The following is a 20,377-nucleotide window of genomic DNA, read 5'->3' as shown; positions in this document are numbered from 1 at the left end:
CCCCTGAACCACCATTGTCACTCGCCGATAACAATCCCTGGTCTATACTGGTCTTCAGGGCCTGTCCAATCCGGTCACAATTCGTGCCCGATGGCCCCTGACAGCCCCTGCGCCCGACCGAAGCCATGGTGGAACACCTTCTGAGCGACCAGGGTGACCAGCTGCGGCTGACACCCAACCGTTCCCTCAGCTGGCGTGGCAACATCCATGTCTGGCTGGGACTGTTGGCTATTATGGCCAGCATCAACACCGGCATGTGGCTGGCGGGAGCCTGGGTGATCCTGCCCTTCGCGGGGCTGGAACTGGTGGCCCTGGCCGTCGGATTCTACCTGACCGCCCGCCAGTGCCGGCGCCAGGAGCTGCTGCTGATCGCGCCGGAGCAATTGCGGTTGGAAAAAGGCATTTTCCACAAGGAAATGGAGTGGACCCTGCCGCGTCGTACCACCCGCATTCACCTGGTCGCCGCCCGGCATCCCTGGACGCCGCCGAGGCTGTTCCTGCTGCACCAGGAGCTGGAGATTGCGCTGGCGCCCTTCCTCAACATGGACGACACCCGCCTGCTGGTGAACATCCTGGAAGGTAAGGGACTGCGCGTCGAGCGGCGACAGCCCGATCAGGGCGTCTGGTTCTGATCACCAAGGCCACGCGCAGGCCTGGTGATCCAGATAAAAAGTGATTGCGTACTGGATAAACGCAACCATTTTCTGCGGGGTAACGGTTGAAATGACAAAAATTGCCCCCATTTAAGGGAACAATGCGGTCGCTGCCTCAGAACCGCATGGGTTTCCAGAGCATTCTGTACCTGACTTTTTGCGCACCAGAAACTCACGGAAGAGGATAAAACCATGGAACATGTCGAAGCAGTGGATGTGGAGGAGCATCGCCTGACTTCCCCGACCCGCCACATCGATCCCGACGGCCTGGCCGTCATCGTCGGCATCGCGACAGCCTGTCTGTCCATCGCCGCACTCTTCATGGTCAACCTGCAGTATATATGGCCGAATCTGGCGCAGCAGGTGGGACAGCCACTGCCCTACGAGCACAAACTGTGGCTGCTGCCGACCAGTATCATGCTGCTTTTTGCCAGTCTGGTCTGGATCATGGGGCACCTGAGGACTTCACGCAGAGAGGTTCACTGACGTTCAACCAAACAGAGGAGATCTTTTGAATACTTCGCAATCGATTATCCAGGTCAAGCCAGCCAAGGAACTGTGGATGGCCAAGCACAGCGGACCGCACACGGACGAGATCATCAGCCTGTTCGGCAGCAACATCCTGCCGACCGCATTTGCCAGTGATACCCCACGTGACGTGGTCGTTGCGGCGTTGCGCAAGCGCAACCCCGGTTTCGAAGTTTTCTGAGTTCCATCCTGACCCCCAGGGCGCGGCCACCCGCCAGGGTTCCGCACCCTGATCCGTTCCTGTACGCACCAACGTAGATGCCGTGATCCCAGAACAACGGCCTTGTTTTCCACAGAACAATGTTGGAGGGAATTGTAATGCATCCATATCGCAATACGGCGCTCGCGCTGGCCGTCACCCTGCTGGGAGCGGGCACCGCACAAGCCGATGCCCCCATGGTCAAGACCCAGGCCCCCGGCTATTACCGCAACATGCTGGGCGATTTTGAAATCACCGCCCTGTCTGACGGCACCGTTCAACTCCCCGTCGACAAGCTGCTCCTGAACACCTCCGAGGATCACGTCCGGGAAGTCCTGCACGAGCACTTCCTGTCTGCCCCGCTGGAAACGTCGGTAAACGGTTACCTGATCAATACCGGCGACAAGCTGGTACTGGTGGATACCGGCGCCGGCAGCCTGTTTGGTCCGACGCTGGGCAAGCTGGAAAGCAACCTGGAAGCGGCGGGCTACGCACCGGATGACGTGGATGAGATCTACATCACCCACATGCACCCGGATCACGTGGGCGGCCTGGTCGCCAATGGCAAGGCCGTTTTCCCCAACGCCACGGTACGGGCGTCACAGGCCGGCGCCGACTACTGGCTGAGCCAGGACCAGATGGACGCCGCGCCGGAAGACCAGAAAGACTTCTTCAAGGAGGCGATGGCCTCCCTCAATCCCTATGTGGAAAGCCGTCACTTCAAACCGTTCACCGGCAAGACCGACCTGGTGGCGGGCATCGAAGCCATCCCCGCTCACGGCCACACACCGGGCCACAGCATCTACCGGGTGGAAAGCGAAGGCCAGAGCCTGGTACTTATGGGCGACCTGATCCACGTGGGATCGGTCCAGTTTGCCGAACCGTCCATCGCCATCCAGTTCGACAGCAATCCGGAACAGGCTGTCGATGCCCGCGAGAAGGCGTTCGATAACGCCGTGGAATCCCGCACGCTGGTGGGATCCGCCCACCTGTCGTTCCCGGGGATGGGCCACCTGAAAGACGCGGGCGATGGCTATCGTTTCATCCCGGTAAACTACGACGCGATGGTCGAACCGGTCAAACCGGAATAGGCAACCCGCAACCAGCCTGGAAGGCGCCTCCACACGGGGCGCCTTTTTTGTGGGCTCAGGCTTCCGGCGGCAGATGGGTCAACGGCAGTGCCGTGGTGTGCTTCATGGTTTCCATCACGAAGCTGGCACTGACGTCCGACAGGTTGGCCCGGATGATCTGGCGATACAGACGGTCGTAGCCGGGCATGTCCGTGACCACCGCCTTGATCAGGTAGTCCAGGTCGCCGCTCATGCGGTGCACTTCCAGGATTTCGGGAATGTCCGCCAGCACCTCCCGGAACCGTTTGGACCACTGGTCGTTGTGCTGGTTGGTGCGGATCGAGATGTACACCGTGAGCGGCAGGTTGAGCTTTTCCGGGTCCAGCAGGGTGACCCGCCGGTCAATGACGCCACTGGACTCCAGTTTCTGGATGCGCCGCCAGCAGGCGGATTTCGACATACCCACCTTGTCCGCCAGCTCCCCCACGGACAATCCCGCATCCCGCTGCAGCCACTCGAGCAACTGCCGATCCTGTCTGTCCAGCATGCCCTGCCCTCCTGGAAAATTTTTCCTCAATATTTATATAACATGAAACGATCGTTCGATGATCATCGATATTAACGCAAAATCAGGAACAATGTGCAGCGCCCTGCGCCGTAAACTGGGAAGACTTTCGATAACAGGGCCAAACGCATGACCGACCTGATTTCCCGCATCCGCGAAGCCGTGATTGGCGAGCAGCACCTGATGTCCACGCCTTTCGGGGAGCGGCCGCTGGTCTACGCCGACTACACCGCCTCCGGCCGCTCCCTGGAGATGATCGAGTCCGTCATCCGGCATCGGGTGATGCCCTATTACGCCAACACCCATACCGAAACCTCCCTCACCGGCGCCCAGACCACGGCCTACCGGGAGCATGCCCGCGAGTCCATCCGCGAAGCGGTCGGCGCCACCCGGGACGATGCCGTGATTTTCTGCGGGTCCGGCGCCACGGCGGCGATCCACAAGCTGATCGACATCCTCAACCTGCGCCTGCCGGCGGACCTGGATGGGCAGCACAGGCTGTCTGAACACATTCCGGAATCGGACCGCCCGGTGGTCCTGATCGGCCCTTACGAACACCATTCCAACGAACTGCCCTGGCGCGAAACGATCGCCCGCGTCGTCCGCATTCCCCTGGATGCGCGCGGACAACTGGATCTGAGGGCGCTGGAAGCGGAGCTCGAACGCCATGCGGGTCGCTCACGGGTGATCGGGAGCTTCTCGGCCGCCTCCAACGTCACCGGCATCCGGACCGACGTGGAGGCGGTGACCCGGCTGCTGAAGCAGCACGGTGCCCTCGCCTTCTGGGACTACGCCGCGGCCGGCCCCTATGTAGGGATCGACATGCAGGGAGATGGCGATCATGCCAAGGACGCCGTCTTTCTCTCGCCCCACAAGTTCATCGGCGGGCCGGGAACGCCAGGTGTGCTGGTCGTCAAAAAGAACCTGCTGAACAACCGGGTGCCGGCGGTACCCGGTGGCGGCACGGTGTCCTACGTGACCTCGGCCTCGCATCGCTACGTCAGCAACCCGGAGCGGCGCGAGGAAGGCGGTACTCCTGCGATCATCGAGTCCATCCGGGCCGGCCTGGTGTTCCGCCTGCAACAGGCGGTCGGCACCGACACGATCGAAGCGCGGGAACAGGCTTTCCTCAAACGGGCACTGGCTGACTGGCAGCGCATCGACAACCTCGAGATCCTAGGGCCGACGGACGTGCCGCGGCTTTCCATCGTGTCGTTCCGGGTGCGTCATGGGGAGCGGCACCTGCATTACGGGTTCGTGGTTGCCCTGCTCAACGACCTGTTCGGCATCCAGGCACGCGGCGGCTGCGCCTGCGCCGGCCCCTACGGCCACACCCTGCTGAACATCGACGACGCCACCAGCCAGGCCATCGAAGCGCAGGTGGTGGCCGGCGAGCCGCTGCTCCGGCCGGGCTGGACGCGCCTGAACTTCAACTACTTCATCGACGAAGCCACCTTCCATTACCTGGTCCGCGCCGTGACCCTGGTCGCCGAACACGGCTGGCGCCTGCTGCCGGCCTATCGCTACGATCGCACAACCGGTACCTGGCGGCACCACGCCGGGCGGGCGCCACTACAGAGTTTGGCGGATATCGATTTCAGTCAGTCGGGCGAAGCGGCGCAAGGCCGGAACCAGCGCCCGCTAAGTGACTATCTGGTGGCCGGCGAGGCGATCCTGAAGGACGGTGCAACAACGGACGATACGGAAACGCTGGCACTGTCACCGGAAGCCGAGGCGCTGCGCTGGTTTGTACGGCCCCAGGATGTAGCCTGAGGCCACCCGGCTCAGGCCGTCGCTGTCCGATGGGAGGTCCAGGACGACCAGGAATACAGCAGCAGGGCCGTCCAGATCAGCACAAAACTCAACAGCTGGATCTCGCTCAGCGGCTCGTTGAAGATGAACAGCGCAATGAAGAACTGAAGGCTGGGGTTGATGTACATCAGGAAGCCCACGGTGGCCAGTCGCAGGCGCCGCGCGGCACCGGCAAACGCCAGCAGCGGCAACGCGGTGATGATACCGCTGGCAATCAACAGCACCGTGGGCCGCAGGGCGACGGCGAAGTGAGACAATTCCAGGTGGCTCAGCCAGCCCAGGGCGAGTACCCCGACCGGCAGTAACAGCAGGGTTTCCACAAACAGGCCGGACAGGCCGTCCAGCTCCACCTGCTTGCGCAGCAGGCCGTAGGTGCCGAAGGTCATGGCCAGCACCAGCGTGATCCACGGCAGGCTGCCGAGCAACACCAACTGGATCAGGATGCCGATGCTGGCCAGACCGACGGCCACGCCCTGCAGCCGCTCCATGCGCTCCCGCAACACCAGCATGCCCAGGCCGACGTTCACCAGCGGCGTCAGGAAATAGCCCAGGCTCGCCTGCAACACGTGCCGGGTTTCCACGGCGTAGATGTAGATGCCCCAGTTGGTGGCGATCAGGATGGCGCAACCCAGCACCCGCCACAGCTTGCGCGGATTGGCGAAGGCGGCCCGCACCGGCTGCCAGCGGCGCAGCACGCAGATCACGCCGGCCAGGAAGACGCTGGACCAGATGATCCGATGGATCAGCACTTCGTAGGCCGGCACATCCTGGAACAGGGCGAAGAACAACGGGAAGCAGCCCCACATGATGTAGGCCGCCAGCCCGAACAGTACGCCCCTGGTGGTCTCTGATGTGGTGGCTGACATACGCTGCAACTCCCCCCAAAAAGAGGCTCAACTTAGCACAGCCACCAGCCGCGAAAAGGGACAGTTAGCGACCGCTGTACCGACACAGTTACTTCAATTCCTCAGGTGCCTTCGCCTTCGAACACTCAGCATCCTCATCAATAACAGGTGCCAAACTCCCCGCTTTGGCCAATAATTCAGACAGGCCGCCCATCCGGGTTCGGCCGGGCGATGGGGCACACAACGATGCTGGTCCTGGATCCGGAAAACCGCCACTACGACGTGGCGATTATTGGCAGTGGTCCGGCTGGCATTACGCTGGCGCTGAGACTGGCCCGACTCACCCCGTTCCGCATCGGACTGCTGGAAAGTGGCCTGCTGGAGGCGGCCCCAACCGTCCAGGCCCTGGCCCTCGCCCAACTCGATGGCGACCTGGGCGAGGCCTATTTTCCCATGCACACCCAACGGCGCTTCGGCGGCAGCTCCACCATCTGGGGCGGCTTCTGTGCCGTGCTGGAGGAGCGCGCCTTCCTGGCCGGCGACTGGCCGATCCCCTACACCGAACTCGAGCGCTGGTACCCGGCTGCGGCGGCCATGCTTGAACTGCCGGACAACGCCTACCGGCGTCCCCATGCCGCGATCGAAGGCACGCGGGATATCGTCTACAAGCCGTTCTACCTCAGCCCGCCGGTACGTTTTAACGAGAAGTACGGCGAAGAGATCATCAGCCATCCCCGGATCGACCTGATCCTCGGCCACACCTGCACCCGGTTGGAACACTCCGGATCCCGCGTGCGCAGCCTGCTCCTGCGGGATTCCCTGGACATGGCCCGGTCGCCGGTCCGGCTGACGGCTGGCACCACCGTTCTGGCCTGCGGTGGCGTCGGCAACCCGAGGCTATTGCAACTCTCCGGGATTGGCCGCTCGTTACCGGTCGGGGTCGGCCTGATGGAGCATCCCCACCTGTACGCGGTGGCCGACATGTACCTCGACTGGGGCCGCATGCAGGACGTGGTCGACCGCCAGGCCAATGCCGTCCACGCGCTGCAACTGGCCGACCGCTACTGCGTGGCGAATGACGTGCTGTCGTTCAGTGCCGACTTCAACCTGCAGCAACTGGTGTCGGAGCCGCTGTTGGGTGGACGCCGTGAAGCCCTGTTCACTCCGGTCAGCCTGCGCGCCGAGATTGCACCCCATCCGGCCAACCGGGTCGGTGACAGCGACCAGCTCAATGCCCTGGGGCAGCCCCTGTCGCGCATCGAGTTCCATTTCCGCTTCCGGGAACAGGCCCACCGGACCTGGCGGCTGTTTGCCGAAGCCCTGCTGCGCAGCGGTCTGGGCCGCCCCTCCACCCTGAAGCCCAGCTTCCGGCTAAACAGCGGCGGTCACCTGATGGGTACCACCCGGATGGGCAGCGATCCCCGCCAGTCCGTGGTCGATGGCAACGGCCGGGTGCATACCACAGACAATCTCTACGTGGCGGGCTCGTCCGTCTTCCCGGCCGGCGGCGCGTCGAACCCCACCTACACCATCGTCGCCCTGACCCTGCGCCTGGGCGATCACCTGGCCACTCGACTGGGAGGGAATGCGTATGCGGCGTCGTGACCTGTTGAAAGGCGCGGGAATCGTTGTCGGGCTCGGCCTGACCGGCTGTACCCGCTGGGTGGAAGAAGAAAGGTCCGTGGACGCGGCCATGGTCAGCCTGTCCGAACAATTGGCCGAGCTGGCCGATGTCCGGTTCAGCGCCAGTTCGCAGGGCCTGAACAGCCGTGCCCTGTACGACGGCCTCCGTAGGAGCGGTATCATTTCCCCGCAGCGGGGCATCGACCCCGCCAGACTGCAAAGCCTCGCCCGCAAGGAAGCGATGATCCAGTACCAGGGGTTCTATTACAGCCCGTCAGAACTGGCGCTCTATAACCTGGCCTATCTGGTCCATAAACCGACCCTGGGGCGCTAACCTGCTTTGCGGGTGGAACCGCGCCCCATGGCCAATACCGCCAGCAGGGCCGAGCCCACCATCAGCAACAGGGCAACGGCGTTGAGTACCGGCGTCGAGCCTTCCCGCAGCCGGTTGAACAGCGCCACGGTGAGCGGCGTGTCACTGCCGGTCAGCATCACGGTGGTGTTGAAATTCTCGAACGACATCAGGAACGCCATCGCCGCCGCGCCGAAGATCGACGGCAGCAGCCACGGCAGCGTCACCGTGAACCAGGCCACCACCGGCGTGGCGCCCAGGTTGAGGGCGGCTTCTTCCAACTGCCGGTCAAACTTGCGCAGGCGGGCGGCGATCACCAGCGTACACAGGGTGGTGATGAACGCCACCTGCCCCGCCACCACCAACGGCATGCCGGGCCGGAACATATCCAGCTCGATGCCCCACTGTTGCGACACCGAATTGGCCATGCCGCTGTAGAACACCAGGATCGACACGCCCAGGATCACACCGGGAATCACCAGCGGCAGCAGCATCACCAGATACAGGAACTCCTTGCCGCGAAACTCCAGCCGCTCGAACAGGATGGCGTTCACGCAGCCCAGGAACACGCAAAGCAGCGTCACCCAGAAAGCAATCACCACGCTGACCCACAGGGCGGACAGCAGGCCGTCGTCATGGAACAGCCCGGTGCGCCCGTTTGAGCCGTCCGCAAAGAACCAGTCCAGCGTAAAGCCTTTCCAGGGCAGCGACGGAAACGACGCGTCGTTGAAGGCGAACACCGCGGTCACCGTCAGCGGCAGCGCCAGGTAGATAAAGAAAATGATCAGGTACGCCAGATAGATCCGGTCGAACCAGGCGGAGCGGGGTACGGAACGAATCATCAGCCCATCACCTTACGCAGGTTCTGCCCGGTTACCCGCAGCCCGAGCCAGACGATCACCGACGACAGCACCAGCAGGAGCACGCCCAGCGCGGCGCCCTGCTCCCAGTTAAAGCGGGTGATGAACTGGGTAAAGATCTGCTCGGTGAACCAGGCGCTGTCCTTGCCGCCCATCAGGATCGGCGTCAGGTAGCTGCCCAGGGTCAGCATGAACACCACGATGCAGCCGGACACCACGCCAGGCATGGCCCAGGGTACGATGATTTCCCGCAGCACGGTCCAGTGGTTGCCGCCCAGATCGTAGCCGGCTTCCACCAGGTTTTCGTCCATGCCGTCCAGCGTGGTCACCAGCGGCACCACCATGAACAGCAAGCCGTTGTAGACCAGACCGATGATCACGGCGGCGTCGTTGTAGAGCATTTCCACAGGACCGTCCGCCAGCCCCAGCGCCTGCAGCCAGGTGCTGAACAGGCCGCTCTCGCGCAGCAGGATCATCCAACCGTAGGTGCGCACCAGCTCGCTGGCCCAGAACGGAATCAGGCACGCCAGAAACAGGAAGCCCTTGGCCCGACCGCGGGCCAGCTGGGCGATGTACCAGGCAATGGGAAAGGCAATCACCAGCGTCAGGAAAGTGGTGAACAGGGACATCACGCCCGTGCGCACGAAGGTCCGCCAGTAATAGGATTCGGAAAAGAAGTTCTGGTACTGCTCCAGCCCCAGGGTCACCGTGTCCCAGCTTTCCCGCACGTGGAACGACACCCGCAGCATCTGCAGATGGGGCAGCAGCACCAGCAGGACAATCCAGAGGACAAACGGCGTCATCAACAGGCACAGGGACAGCTTGCTCGCGCTCGATCTCACACGGGCTCTCCGGCAAATACCGTGGCCCCCTGCGGGTCCCAGCCCAGCTGGATGGCCGAGTCCGGCGACAGGTTCGAGACCGAGCCGTCCTGGGGCAGCCGAGCGAAGATGGTCTGGTCCGCCACGCCCGCTTCGATCCGGCTGTTGGCGCCGTCGAACAGGGTCGTCGTCACAGTCGCCTGCATGCGGCTGTAGCCGTCCGGCACCGCCCCGTTCATCACCAGGGATTCCGGACGAATGAACAGGTCCGCCCGGCGGCCGGTTGCGATGCCCTCACCCGCGATCCGGCCGGCCACTTCCTCGCCGCTCTGGAGGCGAAGACGAACGAGGTCGCCGTCCACCGAGATGACATCCCCGGACAGCCGATTGTTGTCGCCCACGAAGCCCGCCACAAACGGCGTCGCCGGATTGCGGTACAGGGTTTCCGGTGCAGCCACCTGATCGAATCGGCCCTGGCGCATCACCGCCACCTGATCCGACATCACCATGGCTTCAGACTGATCGTGGGTGATGTACACGAAGGTGGTGCCGAAGGCTTTCTGCAGGTGCTTGAGCTCGACTTTCATCTGCTCGCGCAGCTTCAGGTCGAGCGCGCCGAGGGGTTCGTCCAGCAGCAGCAAGGTGGGTTCCAGCACCAGACAACGCGCCAAAGCGACGCGCTGGCGCTGGCCGCCGCTCAACTGTTGCGGGTTGCGGTCTTCCAGACCCGGCAGGCCCACCTGCTCCAGCACCCGGGCAATCTTCCTGGTGCGTTCGGCCGCCGGCACTTTCTGGCGGCGCAGGCCGTAGCCGATGTTATCGCCCACCGACATGGTCGGGAACAGCGCCAGATGCTGGAACACCATGTTCACCGGCCGCTTGTTGGGCGGCACGTCGTTCATGCGGGCGCCGCGAATCTGGATCTCGCCGCTGTCGGGCCGGTCGAACCCCGCCAGCAGCCGCAGCAAGGTGGTCTTGCCGCAGCCGGACGGGCCCAGGATGGAAAAGAAGGTGCCCGCAGGCACGTCGAGGGACACCCGGTCCACCGCGGTGTGATCACCGAAGCGGCGGACCAGGTCGGTACAGAAGAGATCGGAGGCCATGGACGATCCGATCAGTTGGCAGCCTGGACGCGGTCCAGCACCTGCCCTTCCATGGCTTCCAGTCCCGGCGGCACCGGCGGGTACCACTTGATGTTGTTCAGGGCCTTTTCGTCGAAGCTCTGGCGATAGGCATCGCGCAGGTCCGCTTTCACGAATTCATCGGCGCCCTTGGAGGCGGTGAAGTTGCCGGACTGGTTGGTGATCTTGGCGGCGATTTCCGGCTGCATCACGAAGTTGATCCACTTGTAGGCGGCGTCCACGTTTTCACTGCGACGCGGCAGCGCGAAGGTGTCGATCCAGCCCAGGGCGCCGGATTTCGGAGCCACGAAGCTGATGTCCGGGTTCTCGCCGTGGAGTTTCCAGCCGCCGGCGTCCCACGCCATGGCCGCCTTCACTTCACCGGTGCGCATCAGGGCCAGCAGCTGGTCGCCACCGGTCCAGTAAGTCTTCACGTTGGCTTTGCAGTCGATCAGCTTGTCCTCGACCTTGGCCAGGATGGACTGGTACTTGTCCTTGTCGTCGTAGGCGGCGAACGGGTCCTCGCCCAGCGCGAAGGCAAAGCCGATCAGCGTCGGGCGCTTGAGGCGGTAGCTGACCTTGCCCGCCACCGCATCGTCACACAGGTCGGTGTAATCGGTGACGGTGTCCGCCACGTCCTTGTTCACGATCAGGCCGCTGGTGCCCCAGACCGCCGGCACACCATACTGCTTGCCATTCAGGGAAGTGGATTTCTCGGTGGCCTTGAGCATGGACGGCTGGATCTGGTCCGTGTCGATCTTGCCCAGGTCGATGGGCTGGTAGATGTTGAACTGGCGCTGGACACCGATGATCCGGTCCTGGCTCGGCTGGGCCAGGTCAAAGCCGGCACCGCCCGTGGCCCGCAGCTTGGAGATCATGTCTTCGTTGTTGGAGAGCGTAATCTTCACATCGATGCCGGTTTCTTTCTCGAACTGGGCGACCACGTCGTCCGGGGCGTAGCCACCCCAGGTGATCAGTCGCAGTTCCTCGGCCAGGGTCGAGGTGGAAAAAACGGCTGCGGTCAGGAACGCGGCAAGCGCTCCGGTGCGGGTCAGGATGGTTCTGGGCTGGCTGTCCATGCGATGTCCTCGTCTTAAACGCCGGTTATTGCCCGGCACGGACCAGTCATGGAACACACCGGGAATCATTGGGTTATCAGAACGGTATAGACCAGATATGTCATTTTTGTGAAATATGGAGCAGGCAACGCGCCAAGAGGTTGCCCGGGATCAAGTTTCCCGGGCATCGGTCCGATCGGGTGTCCCATCAGACGAAATGCAGGGCCGCAAAAACCGCCAACAGGGAAACCGGCATACTGAGCAGGATCACCGCCGCAATATCATCCTTGGGTCCGTTGTAATGGCTGGCCAGGATATAGCTGATCACCGCCACCGGCATGCTGGCCTGGATCAGGATGGTATGGGCGACGATGGGTTCCAGCGGCAGGACGGAGATCACCGCCAGCGCCGAACCCAGCCCCAGCACTACGCGGCCGAAGGAAAGACCGACAATCCGCCACACCTGACCCAACTCGCGCAGGTTAATCGAAGCCAGCGAACGCCCCAGCAACAACAGCATCACCGGAATGGTCATGCCCGCCAGGATATCCAGCGTGCGGGTCACCGCTTCCGGCGCCTCGATGCCAGTCGCGACCCAGACCAGCCCCACCAGCAGCGCGATGATCGAGGCATTCGAGAAAATCGCCTTGAACGAGAAGCGCCCGGACAGCAGCCAGACGCCCAGGGTGAAGTGACTGATCTGGACAACGGTCGACACCACCACCGCATGCACCAGGGCCTGATCGCCCAGCAGCGAGAACACCAGCGGAATCCCCAGGTTGCCGGTATTGGGATTGACCAGCATGGACAGGTAGCCGCGCACCTCCAGCCCGGACAGCTTCAGGGCGATCGCGCCCACCACCGCAGATAGCGCCAGCACCGCAAGGATCGCGATCAACGTATCCGACACGCTCCAGATCGGCGTATCCATCCCCAGCATGGCCTTGAGAATCAGCGCTGGCAGGCCGATCAGGGTCACCAGTCGGGACAGGGCCGGCGAATCGAGCAACGTGGTCCGCCGGGCCAGGATCAGGCCCAACACGGCACAGAAAACGACGGGAAACAGCGCGTTGAGGTAGGCCGACAACAAAACGGGAATCTCCGAATCCTTTCAAAGGTGGGCATTGTACCTTGCGTGCCCCGGCTTGGCAGCGCGATGAAAGTGGCCTCGGCAAAGCACCCGGATGGTGTCGACGTGATTCATTATTGTGCATGCCTCGGCGTCAAGCCTGAGGAAAGCGGCGACCAGACGCCTCAAGAAACTCACTAATACGTTGATAACGAGTGCAATTTTCAACTTCCTGAAAATTGGGCACGGGAGTTGCTCTGACAACAACGACGTCGGGTGAATCCGCCCGGCCCAGACAACCGAAGCACGACCGGACAACGGCGTCCGCATCCGTCTGCAACGCAGACCCGGTGTGGCGTCGTTTTTTTGTGCCCGCCAAAAGAAAGCCCGCCCGATTGAGGCAGGGCCACACAACGTAAGTGACCACACGCAAGAGGAAGCCAAGATGTCCTATCTAGTCCCGTCGGAATTCGTCACCAAGATGGTGGATGCCGGCGAATCCAAGATCTACATGTCCACTCGCGACACCCTGATCCGCGCCTACATGGCCGGCGCTATCCTGGCCCTGGCCGCGGTGTTTGCGGTGACGGTCGCGGTCCAGACCGGCGTCTTCCTGATCGGCGCCGTGCTCTTCCCCATCGGCTTCTGCATGCTCTACCTGATGGGCTTCGACCTGCTGACCGGGGTGTTCATGCTCACGCCGCTGGCCCTGCTGGACAAACGCCCGGGCGTCACAGTGGCCCAGGTGCTGCGCAACTGGGGCTGGGTCTTCCTCGGCAACTTCGCCGGCGCCCTGACCGTCGCCTTTATGATGGCCTTCATCTTCACCTACGGCTTCAGCACCGATCCGGGACCGGTGGGCACCAAGATCGCCGGCATCGGTGAAGCGCGGACGCTGGGCTACGCTGAATACGGCACCATGGGTTGGATCACCATCTTCATCCGCGGCATGCTGTGCAACTGGATGGTCTCCATGGGCGTGGTCGGCGCGATGATCTCCACCAACGTCACCGGCAAGATCCTGGCCATGTGGATGCCCATCATGCTGTTCTTCTTCATGGGCTTCGAGCACTCCGTCGTGAACATGTTCCTGTTCCCGTCGGCCATGATCATGGGTGGCGGCTTCTCCATCGCCGACTACTTCATCTGGAACGAAATCCCCACCGCACTGGGTAACCTGGTGGGCGGCCTCGCCTTCACCGGTCTGACCCTGTACACCACCCACGTACGGACCGCGCCGAAGCGCAAGATCGCCGCGCATCCGTCGGCCGAACGGGCGGCTGCCTGAGCGGTCTGCCTGCTAACACGGCCCCTGCCCTCGCGGCGGGGGCCGCTGTCTCGTCTATGGAAAACCGGCTGACCATCGCGCTCGGTCAACACACCGACCGGGGGCGCAAACCGTCCAACCAGGACTTCCACGGCTGCCAGATACCGACCGGCGCGATGCTGGACCTCAAAGGCATTGCCCTGGCCATGGCCGACGGCATCAGCAGCAGCGATGTCAGCCACATCGCCAGCGAAACCGCCGTGCGCGCCTTTCTCGACGACTATTACTGCACCTCCGACGCCTGGTCCGTGCGCCACGCAGTGGAGCGTGTCCTGACCGCCACCAACGGCTGGCTGCATTCCCAGAGCCAGCGCGGCGATGCCCGCTTCGACAAGAACCGCGGCTACGTCTGCACCCTCAGCGCACTGGTGCTCAAGGCCGACCGGGCCCACCTGTTCCATGTGGGCGACACCCGCATCTACCGCCTGAACGATGCCGGGCTGGAACAACTGACCCACGACCATCGCCTCTGGGTCTCCCCCGAAGAGCATTACCTGAGTCGGGCGCTGGGTATCGACGAGACGGTCGAGCTCGATTACCGCTCCGTCGCGATCCGGCCGGGCGACCTGTTTATCCTCGCCACCGACGGCGTCTACGAATACGCCGAGACCGCCTTCATTCTCCAGTGCTGCCGGGAGTGCGCGGAGGATCTGGACGAAGCCGCCCGACGCGTCATCAACCACGCGCTCGACAACCGCAGCCGCGACAACCTGACCCTTCAAATCGTGCGAGTGGATTCGGTCCCCCGGGACACGACACCCGACTTTCACGCCACCATCGCCGACCTGCCCTTGCCGCCGGTGCTGGAGGCCCGCGCGTCTTTCGACGGCTACACGATCCTGCGGGAACTGCACGCCACCAGCCGCAGCCATGTCTATCTGGCGGAAGATCCGGACAGTGGCGAACGGGTGGTGCTGAAGCTGCCGTCCATCGACCTGCAGCAGGACGAGGACTACCTGGAACGGCTGCTGATGGAGGAATGGATCGCCCGTCGGGTCCACAGCGCGCACGTCATGAGGGCGGGGCCGCAAACGCGCCAGCGTCAGTACCTCTACACCGTCACCGAATACATCGAGGGGCAAACGCTCAAACAGTGGCTCAACGACCACCCGCAGCCCGATCTGGAGACGGTGCGCGATCTGATCGAGCAAATCAGCAAAGGCCTGTACGCCCTGCACCGGATGGAAATCCTGCACCAGGACCTGAAGCCGGATAACGTGATGATCGACACCCACGGCACCGTGCGCCTGATCGACCTGGGCGCGGCCCGGGTGGCCGGCATCGAGGAAGCGCGCACCGACGTCGATCCCCTCGCCCTGCCCGGCACCGCGCTGTATATGGCGCCGGAGTATTTCATGGGGGAAGTGGGCACCGCGCGGTCGGACCTCTACTCCCTGGCCGTGCTCACCTATCACCTGCTGTCCGGGCGTTTTCCCTACGGCCCACAGGTGGCCAAGGCCAGGACCGTCGCGGCCCAGCGCAACCTGAAATACCAGAGCGTGCTCGACGACGAGCGCGCGATTCCCGCCTGGGTGGACGAAACCCTGAAAAAGGCCCTGCACCCCAACCCGGACAAGCGCTACCAGGAGCTGTCCGAGTTTACTTACGACTTGCGACACCCCAACAAGGCGTACCTCAACAAGACCCGGCCTCCATTGCTGGAGCGGAATCCTGTGGCGGTTTGGCAGGGGATTTCGGCGATTTTGGCGGCGGCGGTGGTTTATCTGTTGGTGCGGTAGTGTTACTTAGAGCCCCTTCCTCGTTTACCCAATTGCTATCACATGCCTCTCCCTGATCGAACGTCCCTAAACCGGAACTTTCGCTTGCCGTATGGGCAACGATGATGATCAGGACATCGTGAGAAACGAGTTGATCACGCTCAAAATGCGGAGTTCAGCGACTGAATGCACGAAAACTCCGGAACATGCAAAAGCTAACAAATGTAACGCGCTGATCTTCCTTATTTTATCAGAATAGGTGCTTTTGCGACCGAGTATTATACGACTCGGAGTTATCCTCGCTTTGTCGGAAAACTCCAAAAACGTGAAGCCGACTACTGGCCTTATATGACTGAAAGGGCTACGCTTTTTTGAAATTGGAGCGTTTCACGCTGCGGAGTTATCCGCGTGGGTGATATACGACAAAGTCAGTTGAATTAGCTGTTATAAGCCAAGGCCTCGGTCATCTTGATAGTGGTTCGGTGCATGGGCCTTGGCGGTAAATTGGGCAGTAGTTTCCGGCTTTCGGTAATGGCCAAGGCCAGCAACCTGGTCGTTCAATCTGGAAGCCTGTATTGGCTTCTCTCTGGTTTTCAGCAACGTGCCCAGTTTGCGGGGCCGTTCGTCGTAAATTCTAGGTGGGCCGGGTAGTTTGGTGGTTTGTATCGGTGCCGGATCGCGAGCAGGTGCGGGGCTTCTTTGGAGGTCGCATGCGAGTTGAGGGGTGGATCGGAAACCATCGGGTGAACCGGCTTCTAACCAGCCGCGTCAGTCGGACCGGTTTGTCACGCTGCGCGCGCCAACCCGGCCGCTGCGCATGAGCGTTAAAAGCCAAGGCCCTCGGTCATTTTCTGGTGGTTGGGTGCATATGGCCTTGGCGGAAAGTTGGGTGGAGTTTCTGGCTTGGTACTTGGCCAACGCCCGCAACCTCGTCGTTCAATTTGGAAGCCTGTTTTGGCTTCTTTCTGGTTTTCAGCAACGTGCCCAGTTTGTGGGGCTGTTCGTCGTAAATCCTGAGTACGGCAGGTAGTTTGGTGGTTTGTATCGGTGCCGGATCGCGAGCAGGTGCGGGGCTTCTTTGGAGGTCGCATGCGAGTTGAGGGGTGGATCGGAAACCATCGGGTGAACCGGCTTCTAACCAGCCGCGTCAGTCGGACCGGTTTGTCACGCTGCGCGAGCCAAACCGGCCGCTGCGCATGAGCGTTATACAGCAAGATGATTGATAAAGAATTTGGCGTTCGCCGTTTCGTTACAGAGTATTCCAATGAAACGGAAGAGCTTTTAGCAGAATACGAGCTTGAGGCGTTTGAGCTTGCGGCTTTTCAGTCAAAGTTTGGTGCTTCAAACGAAGACCCAATGTTTGATTGTTACGAAATCGGGCAACAGCACGTAGCTTTCTTAAAACAGTACCTGGCTATGATTCCCGTATGGGATTTTTCCCGTAGCTCGTACTACGTCGAGGCCTCCGCTGTATAACCAGTAGCGCAAGCGGACCGGTTTTCCGGCGCGGTTGCGCCTCCAAACCGGCCGCTTCGCATGGCGTTAACACTCACGGAGATCGACCATGAAATGGGCGTTTATTGATTACGAGAACATCGGAAGTCTCGGCAAGGTCGATCTTTCGAGTTATGACCGGGTAATTGTATTCCTTGGTGCCAAACAGCCAAGACTGGATTTCACTGATACCAAGTATGATAAGCCTATCAATCTGGTTGTGGTTCAGCTTAAGGCAACCCAAGCAAATAATTTAGATTTTCATCTGGCCTATTACCTCGGGAAATTCGATAGCCAAGCCTCTCCGGGAGTAACATTTGAAGTCGTGAGTAACGACACTGGCTTTTCACCGCTTATTGCTCATATCAAAAATGGTGGTCGGCCCTGTAAACAGGTAAAAGTTGCAAGTGCGCCAGCAGATACTCAAAAACTTGTTCAGAGTCTCACGTCCAAGCCTAAAGAGAAGCGCCCGCAAAAAGTTACGAGCCTTCGCAATCATATTGCTTCGCATTTGGGCTTAAAGGGAAATGAGGTTGCAATTCAAAATCAACTAAATCAGTTGGTTACAGCGAATCTGGTCAAGATTTCAGGTGATAGTATTGAGTACCAGTGTTAACAAAGCCAGGCTCAGCGACGGCTTTTCCGTTGCGGCTGCGCCTTCACTACAAAGCCGCGCGTGCTGGCGGCGTTAGCGCTTGGCAGCTGAAAAAACGTTATGAATGCAGATAAGAAAACAAATCAAGAAGCCACCCGATTGCCAAAGGAATTTATTGATCGGCTGACGGCACCCTTCGTGCGTTTCTTGCACATTGAGTCAGCTAGTGGGGCAATTCTTCTATTGTTTACTGTTGCTGCACTCGTATTATCCAACTCACCGTGGGCCGACTCGTTTGAACACGCGTGGGAGATACATATTGGTATTCAGCTTGGGTCGTTCGACTTTGCCCGTTCGCTGCGCGAGTGGATTAACGATGGCCTGATGACGCTGTTTTTCTTTCTGGTCGCATTGGAGCTTAAGCGGGAGTTAATTCTCGGAGAGTTGAACAAGCCTCGCATGGCTGCTCTATCAATATCAGCCGCCCTGGGCGGTATGATCGTCCCGGCGTTGATATATCTGGCGCTGCAATCAGGACAATCCGGCCAGCATGGATGGGGCACTGTCATGGCAACTGACACGGCGTTTGTCATTGGTTGCCTGGCACTGCTTGGCTCACGCATACCTAAAAGCTTACGCGTGTTCATGTTGTCTTTGGCAATCTTTGACGATATCGGTGCCATTCTTGTCGTCGCCTTAGGCTACAGTAGCAACATTATTTGGGGAGCGTTGGCGCTGGCTGCGCTTGGCCTGGTGATTTTACGCGTCCTGGCAATGCTCGGCTTTCGCGGTTTTCCACTCTATTTCCTGGTGGGCGGGCTCATCTGGCTTGCAGTGGATGCATCCGGCATCCACGCCACCATCACTGGAGTGATACTTGGTTTGATGACTCCAGCCCGCCGATGGGTCAGCGATGAGCGCTTGTACGCGATATTGAGTCAGGTTATCGCACATCCGGTCAGTAGTGATAGCAGTGCGGATACGAAAGATCGACAGACATTACAGGTGGCTGAGATTGCCGCACGTGAAACGCTGTCTCCAGTAGAGCGCCTGGAGATTGGTCTACATCCCTGGGTAGGTTTCGTCATCATGCCGCTATTCACATTTGCCAACGCCGGGTTGCCACTTACATTAAATGACCTTGGTCATTCAGTCACCGTGGCAATTTTCTTAGGTTTCGTGCTTGGTAAGCCTGTTGGTATTCTGTTGTTTAGCTGGCTGGCTATACGTTTCCATATTGCGGTTCGCCCCCCAGAACTCAGTTGGCGGTTGCTGGCAGGCGGTAGCTTGCTCGCAGGAATTGGCTTCACCATGGCGCTGTTCATTGCGAATATGGCTTTCAGCGAGAGCCTAATTGACAGCGCTAAGTTGGGAATCTTCCTTGCATCCATTTTTTCCGCAGTGGCGGGTCTCACACTGTTAATGTTGTCGCCTGGCCGTGGAAGAACTCATGAAGTCGGTCAAGTTTGAAGTGCAATTCATAAGAGCATGGAGCAATGACAATTGGCGTAGCCCGTTTTGACAAATTGGGCGCTAACAATCGTATACACTCGGACAGCAAAAAGCGCCGCTCCTCGTTCCTCGTCGCTCTGCTTTATGCTGCCGGTGATGCGAGGCGTTAAAAGCTCACAACATTGATCATCGGTCGGAAGTTCAACCATGGAATTTGATTACCGTGCAGATGACGATTCTGGTCTCATGTATTTCGGCGACTATGAGCCCGAAACGGGTCTGTCACAAACTATCGAGCCAGGTGATGAGGTAACGCTCAAGGTTGATGGAAGTAGAGTCAATGTCACCGTCGATACCATCGACGGTAATTCTTACGAGGGTACAGTAAGCCGGTTCATTGATGATCCAGATGCTTTCGATAACTTAGATGTCGGTGATGACGTGGAGTTTTTCCACTCCAATATCTGGGCTAGGCATCGGAGTTCGTGAGCATTTAACCAGTGCATCAAATACGCTCCGGCCCGATGGGCCTCCACCGGACGCCCTAGTCGGGCGCCGTTTATGCAAGCGTTAAAAATCATGGAGGTATTCGCATCAACACCTTAGCTGAACTCGCTTTCGAGTATCTCTGGCTTGTTCTTTTCGCCGGAGAGGACGTGATTGACCTGGATTACTCAGTAAAATGCCAGGAGAACTTATCCGTGTATTTTTCCGCTATGACACCAGGAGAGAAGGAAGCTTTGTCTGCTGTTGCGCGGGAAGCTCAAGCAAGGCTTTTGGCAGAACCTGACGAGCACGGTTACACCCCGCGCAAATTGGTTACTGAAGAGCAACGGGCGTTTCTGGAGGCTCTGGCCTCTGGCGATATTTTTGAGCAGTGGGGCTAGAATTTTTAACAAGTCAATTAAGTTCGTTTCGGCCTGCGGCCTACACCGGACGCCCCTGTCGGGCCGCCGCTTATTTCAGCGTTATCACACAAGGAGGTGCATCAATGAAGCAAACAGGTAGTTGTCTCTGCGGAGGCATTCAATATGAAATCAACGGTCCGCTGACCGATGTCCTGAACTGTCATTGCTCAATGTGCCGGAGAGCTATGGTGATTTCTGGTGTATGGAGGCAAGTTGAAGAGGTGGCGTATCCTGTTGGTTGATCTCGCCAGATCACAACCAACAGAGGAATGATACGCCATGTCAAAGTCTACCCTGCACGCTCTTT

23 protein-coding genes are annotated in these 20,377 nt (G+C 60.3%); 16 read left to right on the top strand and 7 right to left on the bottom strand.

The window, feature by feature from the left end; genetic code table 11:
• Nucleotides 1-125 precede the first annotated feature (125 nt).
• From EZI54_RS20810 to EZI54_RS20795, 4 genes are all read left to right on the top strand, one after another.
• Nucleotides 126-632: a DUF2244 domain-containing protein gene (locus tag EZI54_RS20810; RefSeq protein WP_131483823.1), complete on the top strand. Its 507-nt coding sequence runs from the start codon at nucleotides 126-128 to the stop codon at nucleotides 630-632.
• 213 nt (nucleotides 633-845) lie between these two features.
• Nucleotides 846-1,139 (top strand): hypothetical protein, encoded by a 294-nt coding sequence (locus EZI54_RS20805; protein WP_131483822.1) that lies wholly within the window; start codon nucleotides 846-848, stop codon nucleotides 1,137-1,139.
• 25 nt (nucleotides 1,140-1,164) lie between these two features.
• The gene (locus tag EZI54_RS20800; RefSeq protein WP_131483821.1) at nucleotides 1,165-1,362 is read left to right on the top strand and encodes a hypothetical protein; all 198 of its coding nucleotides are present in this window, start codon (nucleotides 1,165-1,167) and stop codon (nucleotides 1,360-1,362) included.
• 137 nt (nucleotides 1,363-1,499) lie between these two features.
• Nucleotides 1,500-2,471: an MBL fold metallo-hydrolase gene (locus EZI54_RS20795; RefSeq protein ID WP_207389295.1), complete on the top strand. Its 972-nt coding sequence runs from the start codon at nucleotides 1,500-1,502 to the stop codon at nucleotides 2,469-2,471.
• 55 nt (nucleotides 2,472-2,526) lie between these two features.
• On the opposite strand, the gene EZI54_RS20790 is transcribed toward EZI54_RS20795, so the two are convergent.
• Nucleotides 2,527-2,997 carry an Lrp/AsnC family transcriptional regulator gene (locus EZI54_RS20790; protein WP_131483819.1) on the bottom strand — a complete coding sequence of 157 codons (471 nt, stop codon included), beginning with the start codon at nucleotides 2,995-2,997 and terminating at the stop codon, nucleotides 2,527-2,529.
• Nucleotides 2,998-3,144: 147 nt separating this feature from the next.
• On the opposite strand from EZI54_RS20790, the gene EZI54_RS20785 reads away from it, so the two are divergent.
• Nucleotides 3,145-4,788, top strand: coding sequence for an aminotransferase class V-fold PLP-dependent enzyme (locus EZI54_RS20785; RefSeq protein ID WP_131483818.1), 1,644 nt, complete (start codon nucleotides 3,145-3,147; stop codon nucleotides 4,786-4,788).
• Between the two features lie 11 nt (nucleotides 4,789-4,799).
• Here the strand turns inward: EZI54_RS20785 and rarD are convergent, their stop codons facing one another.
• Nucleotides 4,800-5,693 (bottom strand): EamA family transporter RarD, encoded by an 894-nt coding sequence (gene rarD, locus EZI54_RS20780; protein ID WP_131483817.1) that lies wholly within the window; start codon nucleotides 5,691-5,693, stop codon nucleotides 4,800-4,802.
• Between the two features lie 210 nt (nucleotides 5,694-5,903).
• Here rarD and EZI54_RS20775 point away from each other — a divergent pair, with 210 nt between their 5' ends.
• Together EZI54_RS20775 and EZI54_RS20770 are read left to right on the top strand one after the other, a co-directional pair.
• Nucleotides 5,904-7,277 (top strand): GMC oxidoreductase, encoded by a 1,374-nt coding sequence (locus tag EZI54_RS20775; RefSeq protein ID WP_131483816.1) that lies wholly within the window; start codon nucleotides 5,904-5,906, stop codon nucleotides 7,275-7,277.
• The gene (locus EZI54_RS20770; protein ID WP_131483815.1) at nucleotides 7,264-7,629 is read left to right on the top strand and encodes a hypothetical protein; all 366 of its coding nucleotides are present in this window, start codon (nucleotides 7,264-7,266) and stop codon (nucleotides 7,627-7,629) included. The genes EZI54_RS20775 and EZI54_RS20770 overlap by 14 nt, the downstream gene beginning before the upstream one ends.
• On the opposite strand, the gene EZI54_RS20765 is transcribed toward EZI54_RS20770, so the two are convergent.
• The 5 genes from EZI54_RS20765 to EZI54_RS20745 all read right to left on the bottom strand — a co-directional run bounded on the left by EZI54_RS20765 (nucleotide 7,626) and on the right by EZI54_RS20745 (nucleotide 12,597).
• The gene (locus EZI54_RS20765) at nucleotides 7,626-8,489 is read right to left on the bottom strand and encodes an ABC transporter permease (RefSeq protein ID WP_131483814.1); all 864 of its coding nucleotides are present in this window, start codon (nucleotides 8,487-8,489) and stop codon (nucleotides 7,626-7,628) included. The two genes, EZI54_RS20770 and EZI54_RS20765, sit on opposite strands and share 4 nt — an antisense overlap.
• A complete protein-coding gene (locus tag EZI54_RS20760; protein ID WP_242674542.1) occupies nucleotides 8,489-9,349 on the bottom strand; it encodes an ABC transporter permease in 861 nt (286 codons plus the stop codon). Before EZI54_RS20760 ends, EZI54_RS20765 begins: the two co-directional genes overlap by 1 nt.
• Entirely contained in the window at nucleotides 9,346-10,431 is a 1,086-nt protein-coding gene (locus EZI54_RS20755) for an ABC transporter ATP-binding protein (protein ID WP_131483813.1), read from the bottom strand. The genes EZI54_RS20760 and EZI54_RS20755 overlap by 4 nt, the downstream gene beginning before the upstream one ends.
• 11 nt (nucleotides 10,432-10,442) lie before the next feature.
• Nucleotides 10,443-11,528 carry an extracellular solute-binding protein gene (locus tag EZI54_RS20750; protein ID WP_131483812.1) on the bottom strand — a complete coding sequence of 362 codons (1,086 nt, stop codon included), beginning with the start codon at nucleotides 11,526-11,528 and terminating at the stop codon, nucleotides 10,443-10,445.
• Nucleotides 11,529-11,715: 187 nt separating this feature from the next.
• Entirely contained in the window at nucleotides 11,716-12,597 is an 882-nt protein-coding gene (locus tag EZI54_RS20745; protein WP_131483811.1) for an AEC family transporter, read from the bottom strand.
• Nucleotides 12,598-13,021: 424 nt separating this feature from the next.
• Between EZI54_RS20745 and EZI54_RS20740 the strand changes: the two genes are divergently transcribed.
• The 9 genes from EZI54_RS20740 (at nucleotide 13,022) to EZI54_RS25525 (ending at nucleotide 20,312) form a co-directional block, all read left to right on the top strand.
• A complete protein-coding gene (locus EZI54_RS20740; protein ID WP_131483810.1) occupies nucleotides 13,022-13,864 on the top strand; it encodes a formate/nitrite transporter family protein in 843 nt (280 codons plus the stop codon).
• Between the two features lie 56 nt (nucleotides 13,865-13,920).
• A complete protein-coding gene (locus tag EZI54_RS20735; protein ID WP_131483809.1) occupies nucleotides 13,921-15,642 on the top strand; it encodes a bifunctional protein-serine/threonine kinase/phosphatase in 1,722 nt (573 codons plus the stop codon).
• Between the two features lie 703 nt (nucleotides 15,643-16,345).
• A complete protein-coding gene (locus EZI54_RS20730; RefSeq protein ID WP_131483808.1) occupies nucleotides 16,346-16,651 on the top strand; it encodes a hypothetical protein in 306 nt (101 codons plus the stop codon).
• Nucleotides 16,652-16,836: 185 nt separating this feature from the next.
• Nucleotides 16,837-17,097: a DUF7683 domain-containing protein gene (locus EZI54_RS20725; protein ID WP_131483807.1), complete on the top strand. Its 261-nt coding sequence runs from the start codon at nucleotides 16,837-16,839 to the stop codon at nucleotides 17,095-17,097.
• A gap of 88 nt (nucleotides 17,098-17,185) precedes the next feature.
• Nucleotides 17,186-17,731, top strand: coding sequence for a PIN domain-containing protein (locus EZI54_RS20720; protein ID WP_131483806.1), 546 nt, complete (start codon nucleotides 17,186-17,188; stop codon nucleotides 17,729-17,731).
• Nucleotides 17,732-17,830: 99 nt separating this feature from the next.
• Complete coding sequence (nhaA, locus tag EZI54_RS20715) at nucleotides 17,831-19,180, top strand: Na+/H+ antiporter NhaA (RefSeq protein WP_131483805.1); 1,350 nt, start codon at nucleotides 17,831-17,833, stop codon at nucleotides 19,178-19,180.
• 189 nt (nucleotides 19,181-19,369) lie between these two features.
• Nucleotides 19,370-19,651, top strand: coding sequence for a hypothetical protein (locus EZI54_RS20710; RefSeq protein ID WP_131483804.1), 282 nt, complete (start codon nucleotides 19,370-19,372; stop codon nucleotides 19,649-19,651).
• A 167-nt stretch (nucleotides 19,652-19,818) separates the two neighbouring features.
• The gene (locus EZI54_RS20705; protein WP_207389294.1) at nucleotides 19,819-20,049 is read left to right on the top strand and encodes a hypothetical protein; all 231 of its coding nucleotides are present in this window, start codon (nucleotides 19,819-19,821) and stop codon (nucleotides 20,047-20,049) included.
• A 104-nt stretch (nucleotides 20,050-20,153) separates the two neighbouring features.
• On the top strand, nucleotides 20,154-20,312 hold the full coding sequence (locus EZI54_RS25525) for a GFA family protein (protein ID WP_479724282.1): 159 nt from the start codon (nucleotides 20,154-20,156) through the stop codon (nucleotides 20,310-20,312).
• The last annotated feature ends 65 nt before the right edge of the window (nucleotides 20,313-20,377 follow it).

The sequence above is a fragment of the Marinobacter halodurans genome (genome assembly GCF_004327985.1).
Lineage (GTDB): Bacteria > Pseudomonadota > Gammaproteobacteria > Pseudomonadales > Oleiphilaceae > Marinobacter_A > Marinobacter_A halodurans.
This window is presented reverse-complemented; position numbering and strand designations above follow the sequence as displayed.

What these genes read in the sequence shown, in the direction of transcription:
- rarD (WP_131483817.1), bottom strand. Translation starts at nt 5,693, where the DNA reads ATGTCAGCCACCACATCAGAGACCACCAGGGGCGTACTGTTCGGGCTG.
- EZI54_RS20750 (WP_131483812.1), bottom strand. Translation starts at nt 11,528, where the DNA reads ATGGACAGCCAGCCCAGAACCATCCTGACCCGCACCGGAGCGCTTGCC.
- EZI54_RS20785 (WP_131483818.1), top strand. Translation starts at nt 3,145, where the DNA reads ATGACCGACCTGATTTCCCGCATCCGCGAAGCCGTGATTGGCGAGCAG.
- EZI54_RS20765 (WP_131483814.1), bottom strand. Translation starts at nt 8,489, where the DNA reads ATGATTCGTTCCGTACCCCGCTCCGCCTGGTTCGACCGGATCTATCTG.
- EZI54_RS20775 (WP_131483816.1), top strand. Translation starts at nt 5,904, where the DNA reads ATGGGGCACACAACGATGCTGGTCCTGGATCCGGAAAACCGCCACTAC.
- EZI54_RS20770 (WP_131483815.1), top strand. Translation starts at nt 7,264, where the DNA reads ATGCGGCGTCGTGACCTGTTGAAAGGCGCGGGAATCGTTGTCGGGCTC.
- EZI54_RS20805 (WP_131483822.1), top strand. Translation starts at nt 846, where the DNA reads ATGGAACATGTCGAAGCAGTGGATGTGGAGGAGCATCGCCTGACTTCC.
- nhaA (WP_131483805.1), top strand. Translation starts at nt 17,831, where the DNA reads ATGAATGCAGATAAGAAAACAAATCAAGAAGCCACCCGATTGCCAAAG.
- EZI54_RS20755 (WP_131483813.1), bottom strand. Translation starts at nt 10,431, where the DNA reads ATGGCCTCCGATCTCTTCTGTACCGACCTGGTCCGCCGCTTCGGTGAT.
- EZI54_RS25525 (WP_479724282.1), top strand. Translation starts at nt 20,154, where the DNA reads ATGAAGCAAACAGGTAGTTGTCTCTGCGGAGGCATTCAATATGAAATC.
- EZI54_RS20740 (WP_131483810.1), top strand. Translation starts at nt 13,022, where the DNA reads ATGTCCTATCTAGTCCCGTCGGAATTCGTCACCAAGATGGTGGATGCC.
- EZI54_RS20735 (WP_131483809.1), top strand. Translation starts at nt 13,921, where the DNA reads ATGGAAAACCGGCTGACCATCGCGCTCGGTCAACACACCGACCGGGGG.
- EZI54_RS20810 (WP_131483823.1), top strand. Translation starts at nt 126, where the DNA reads ATGGTGGAACACCTTCTGAGCGACCAGGGTGACCAGCTGCGGCTGACA.
- EZI54_RS20710 (WP_131483804.1), top strand. Translation starts at nt 19,370, where the DNA reads ATGGAATTTGATTACCGTGCAGATGACGATTCTGGTCTCATGTATTTC.
- EZI54_RS20790 (WP_131483819.1), bottom strand. Translation starts at nt 2,997, where the DNA reads ATGCTGGACAGACAGGATCGGCAGTTGCTCGAGTGGCTGCAGCGGGAT.
- EZI54_RS20720 (WP_131483806.1), top strand. Translation starts at nt 17,186, where the DNA reads ATGAAATGGGCGTTTATTGATTACGAGAACATCGGAAGTCTCGGCAAG.
- EZI54_RS20795 (WP_207389295.1), top strand. Translation starts at nt 1,500, where the DNA reads ATGCATCCATATCGCAATACGGCGCTCGCGCTGGCCGTCACCCTGCTG.
- EZI54_RS20725 (WP_131483807.1), top strand. Translation starts at nt 16,837, where the DNA reads ATGATTGATAAAGAATTTGGCGTTCGCCGTTTCGTTACAGAGTATTCC.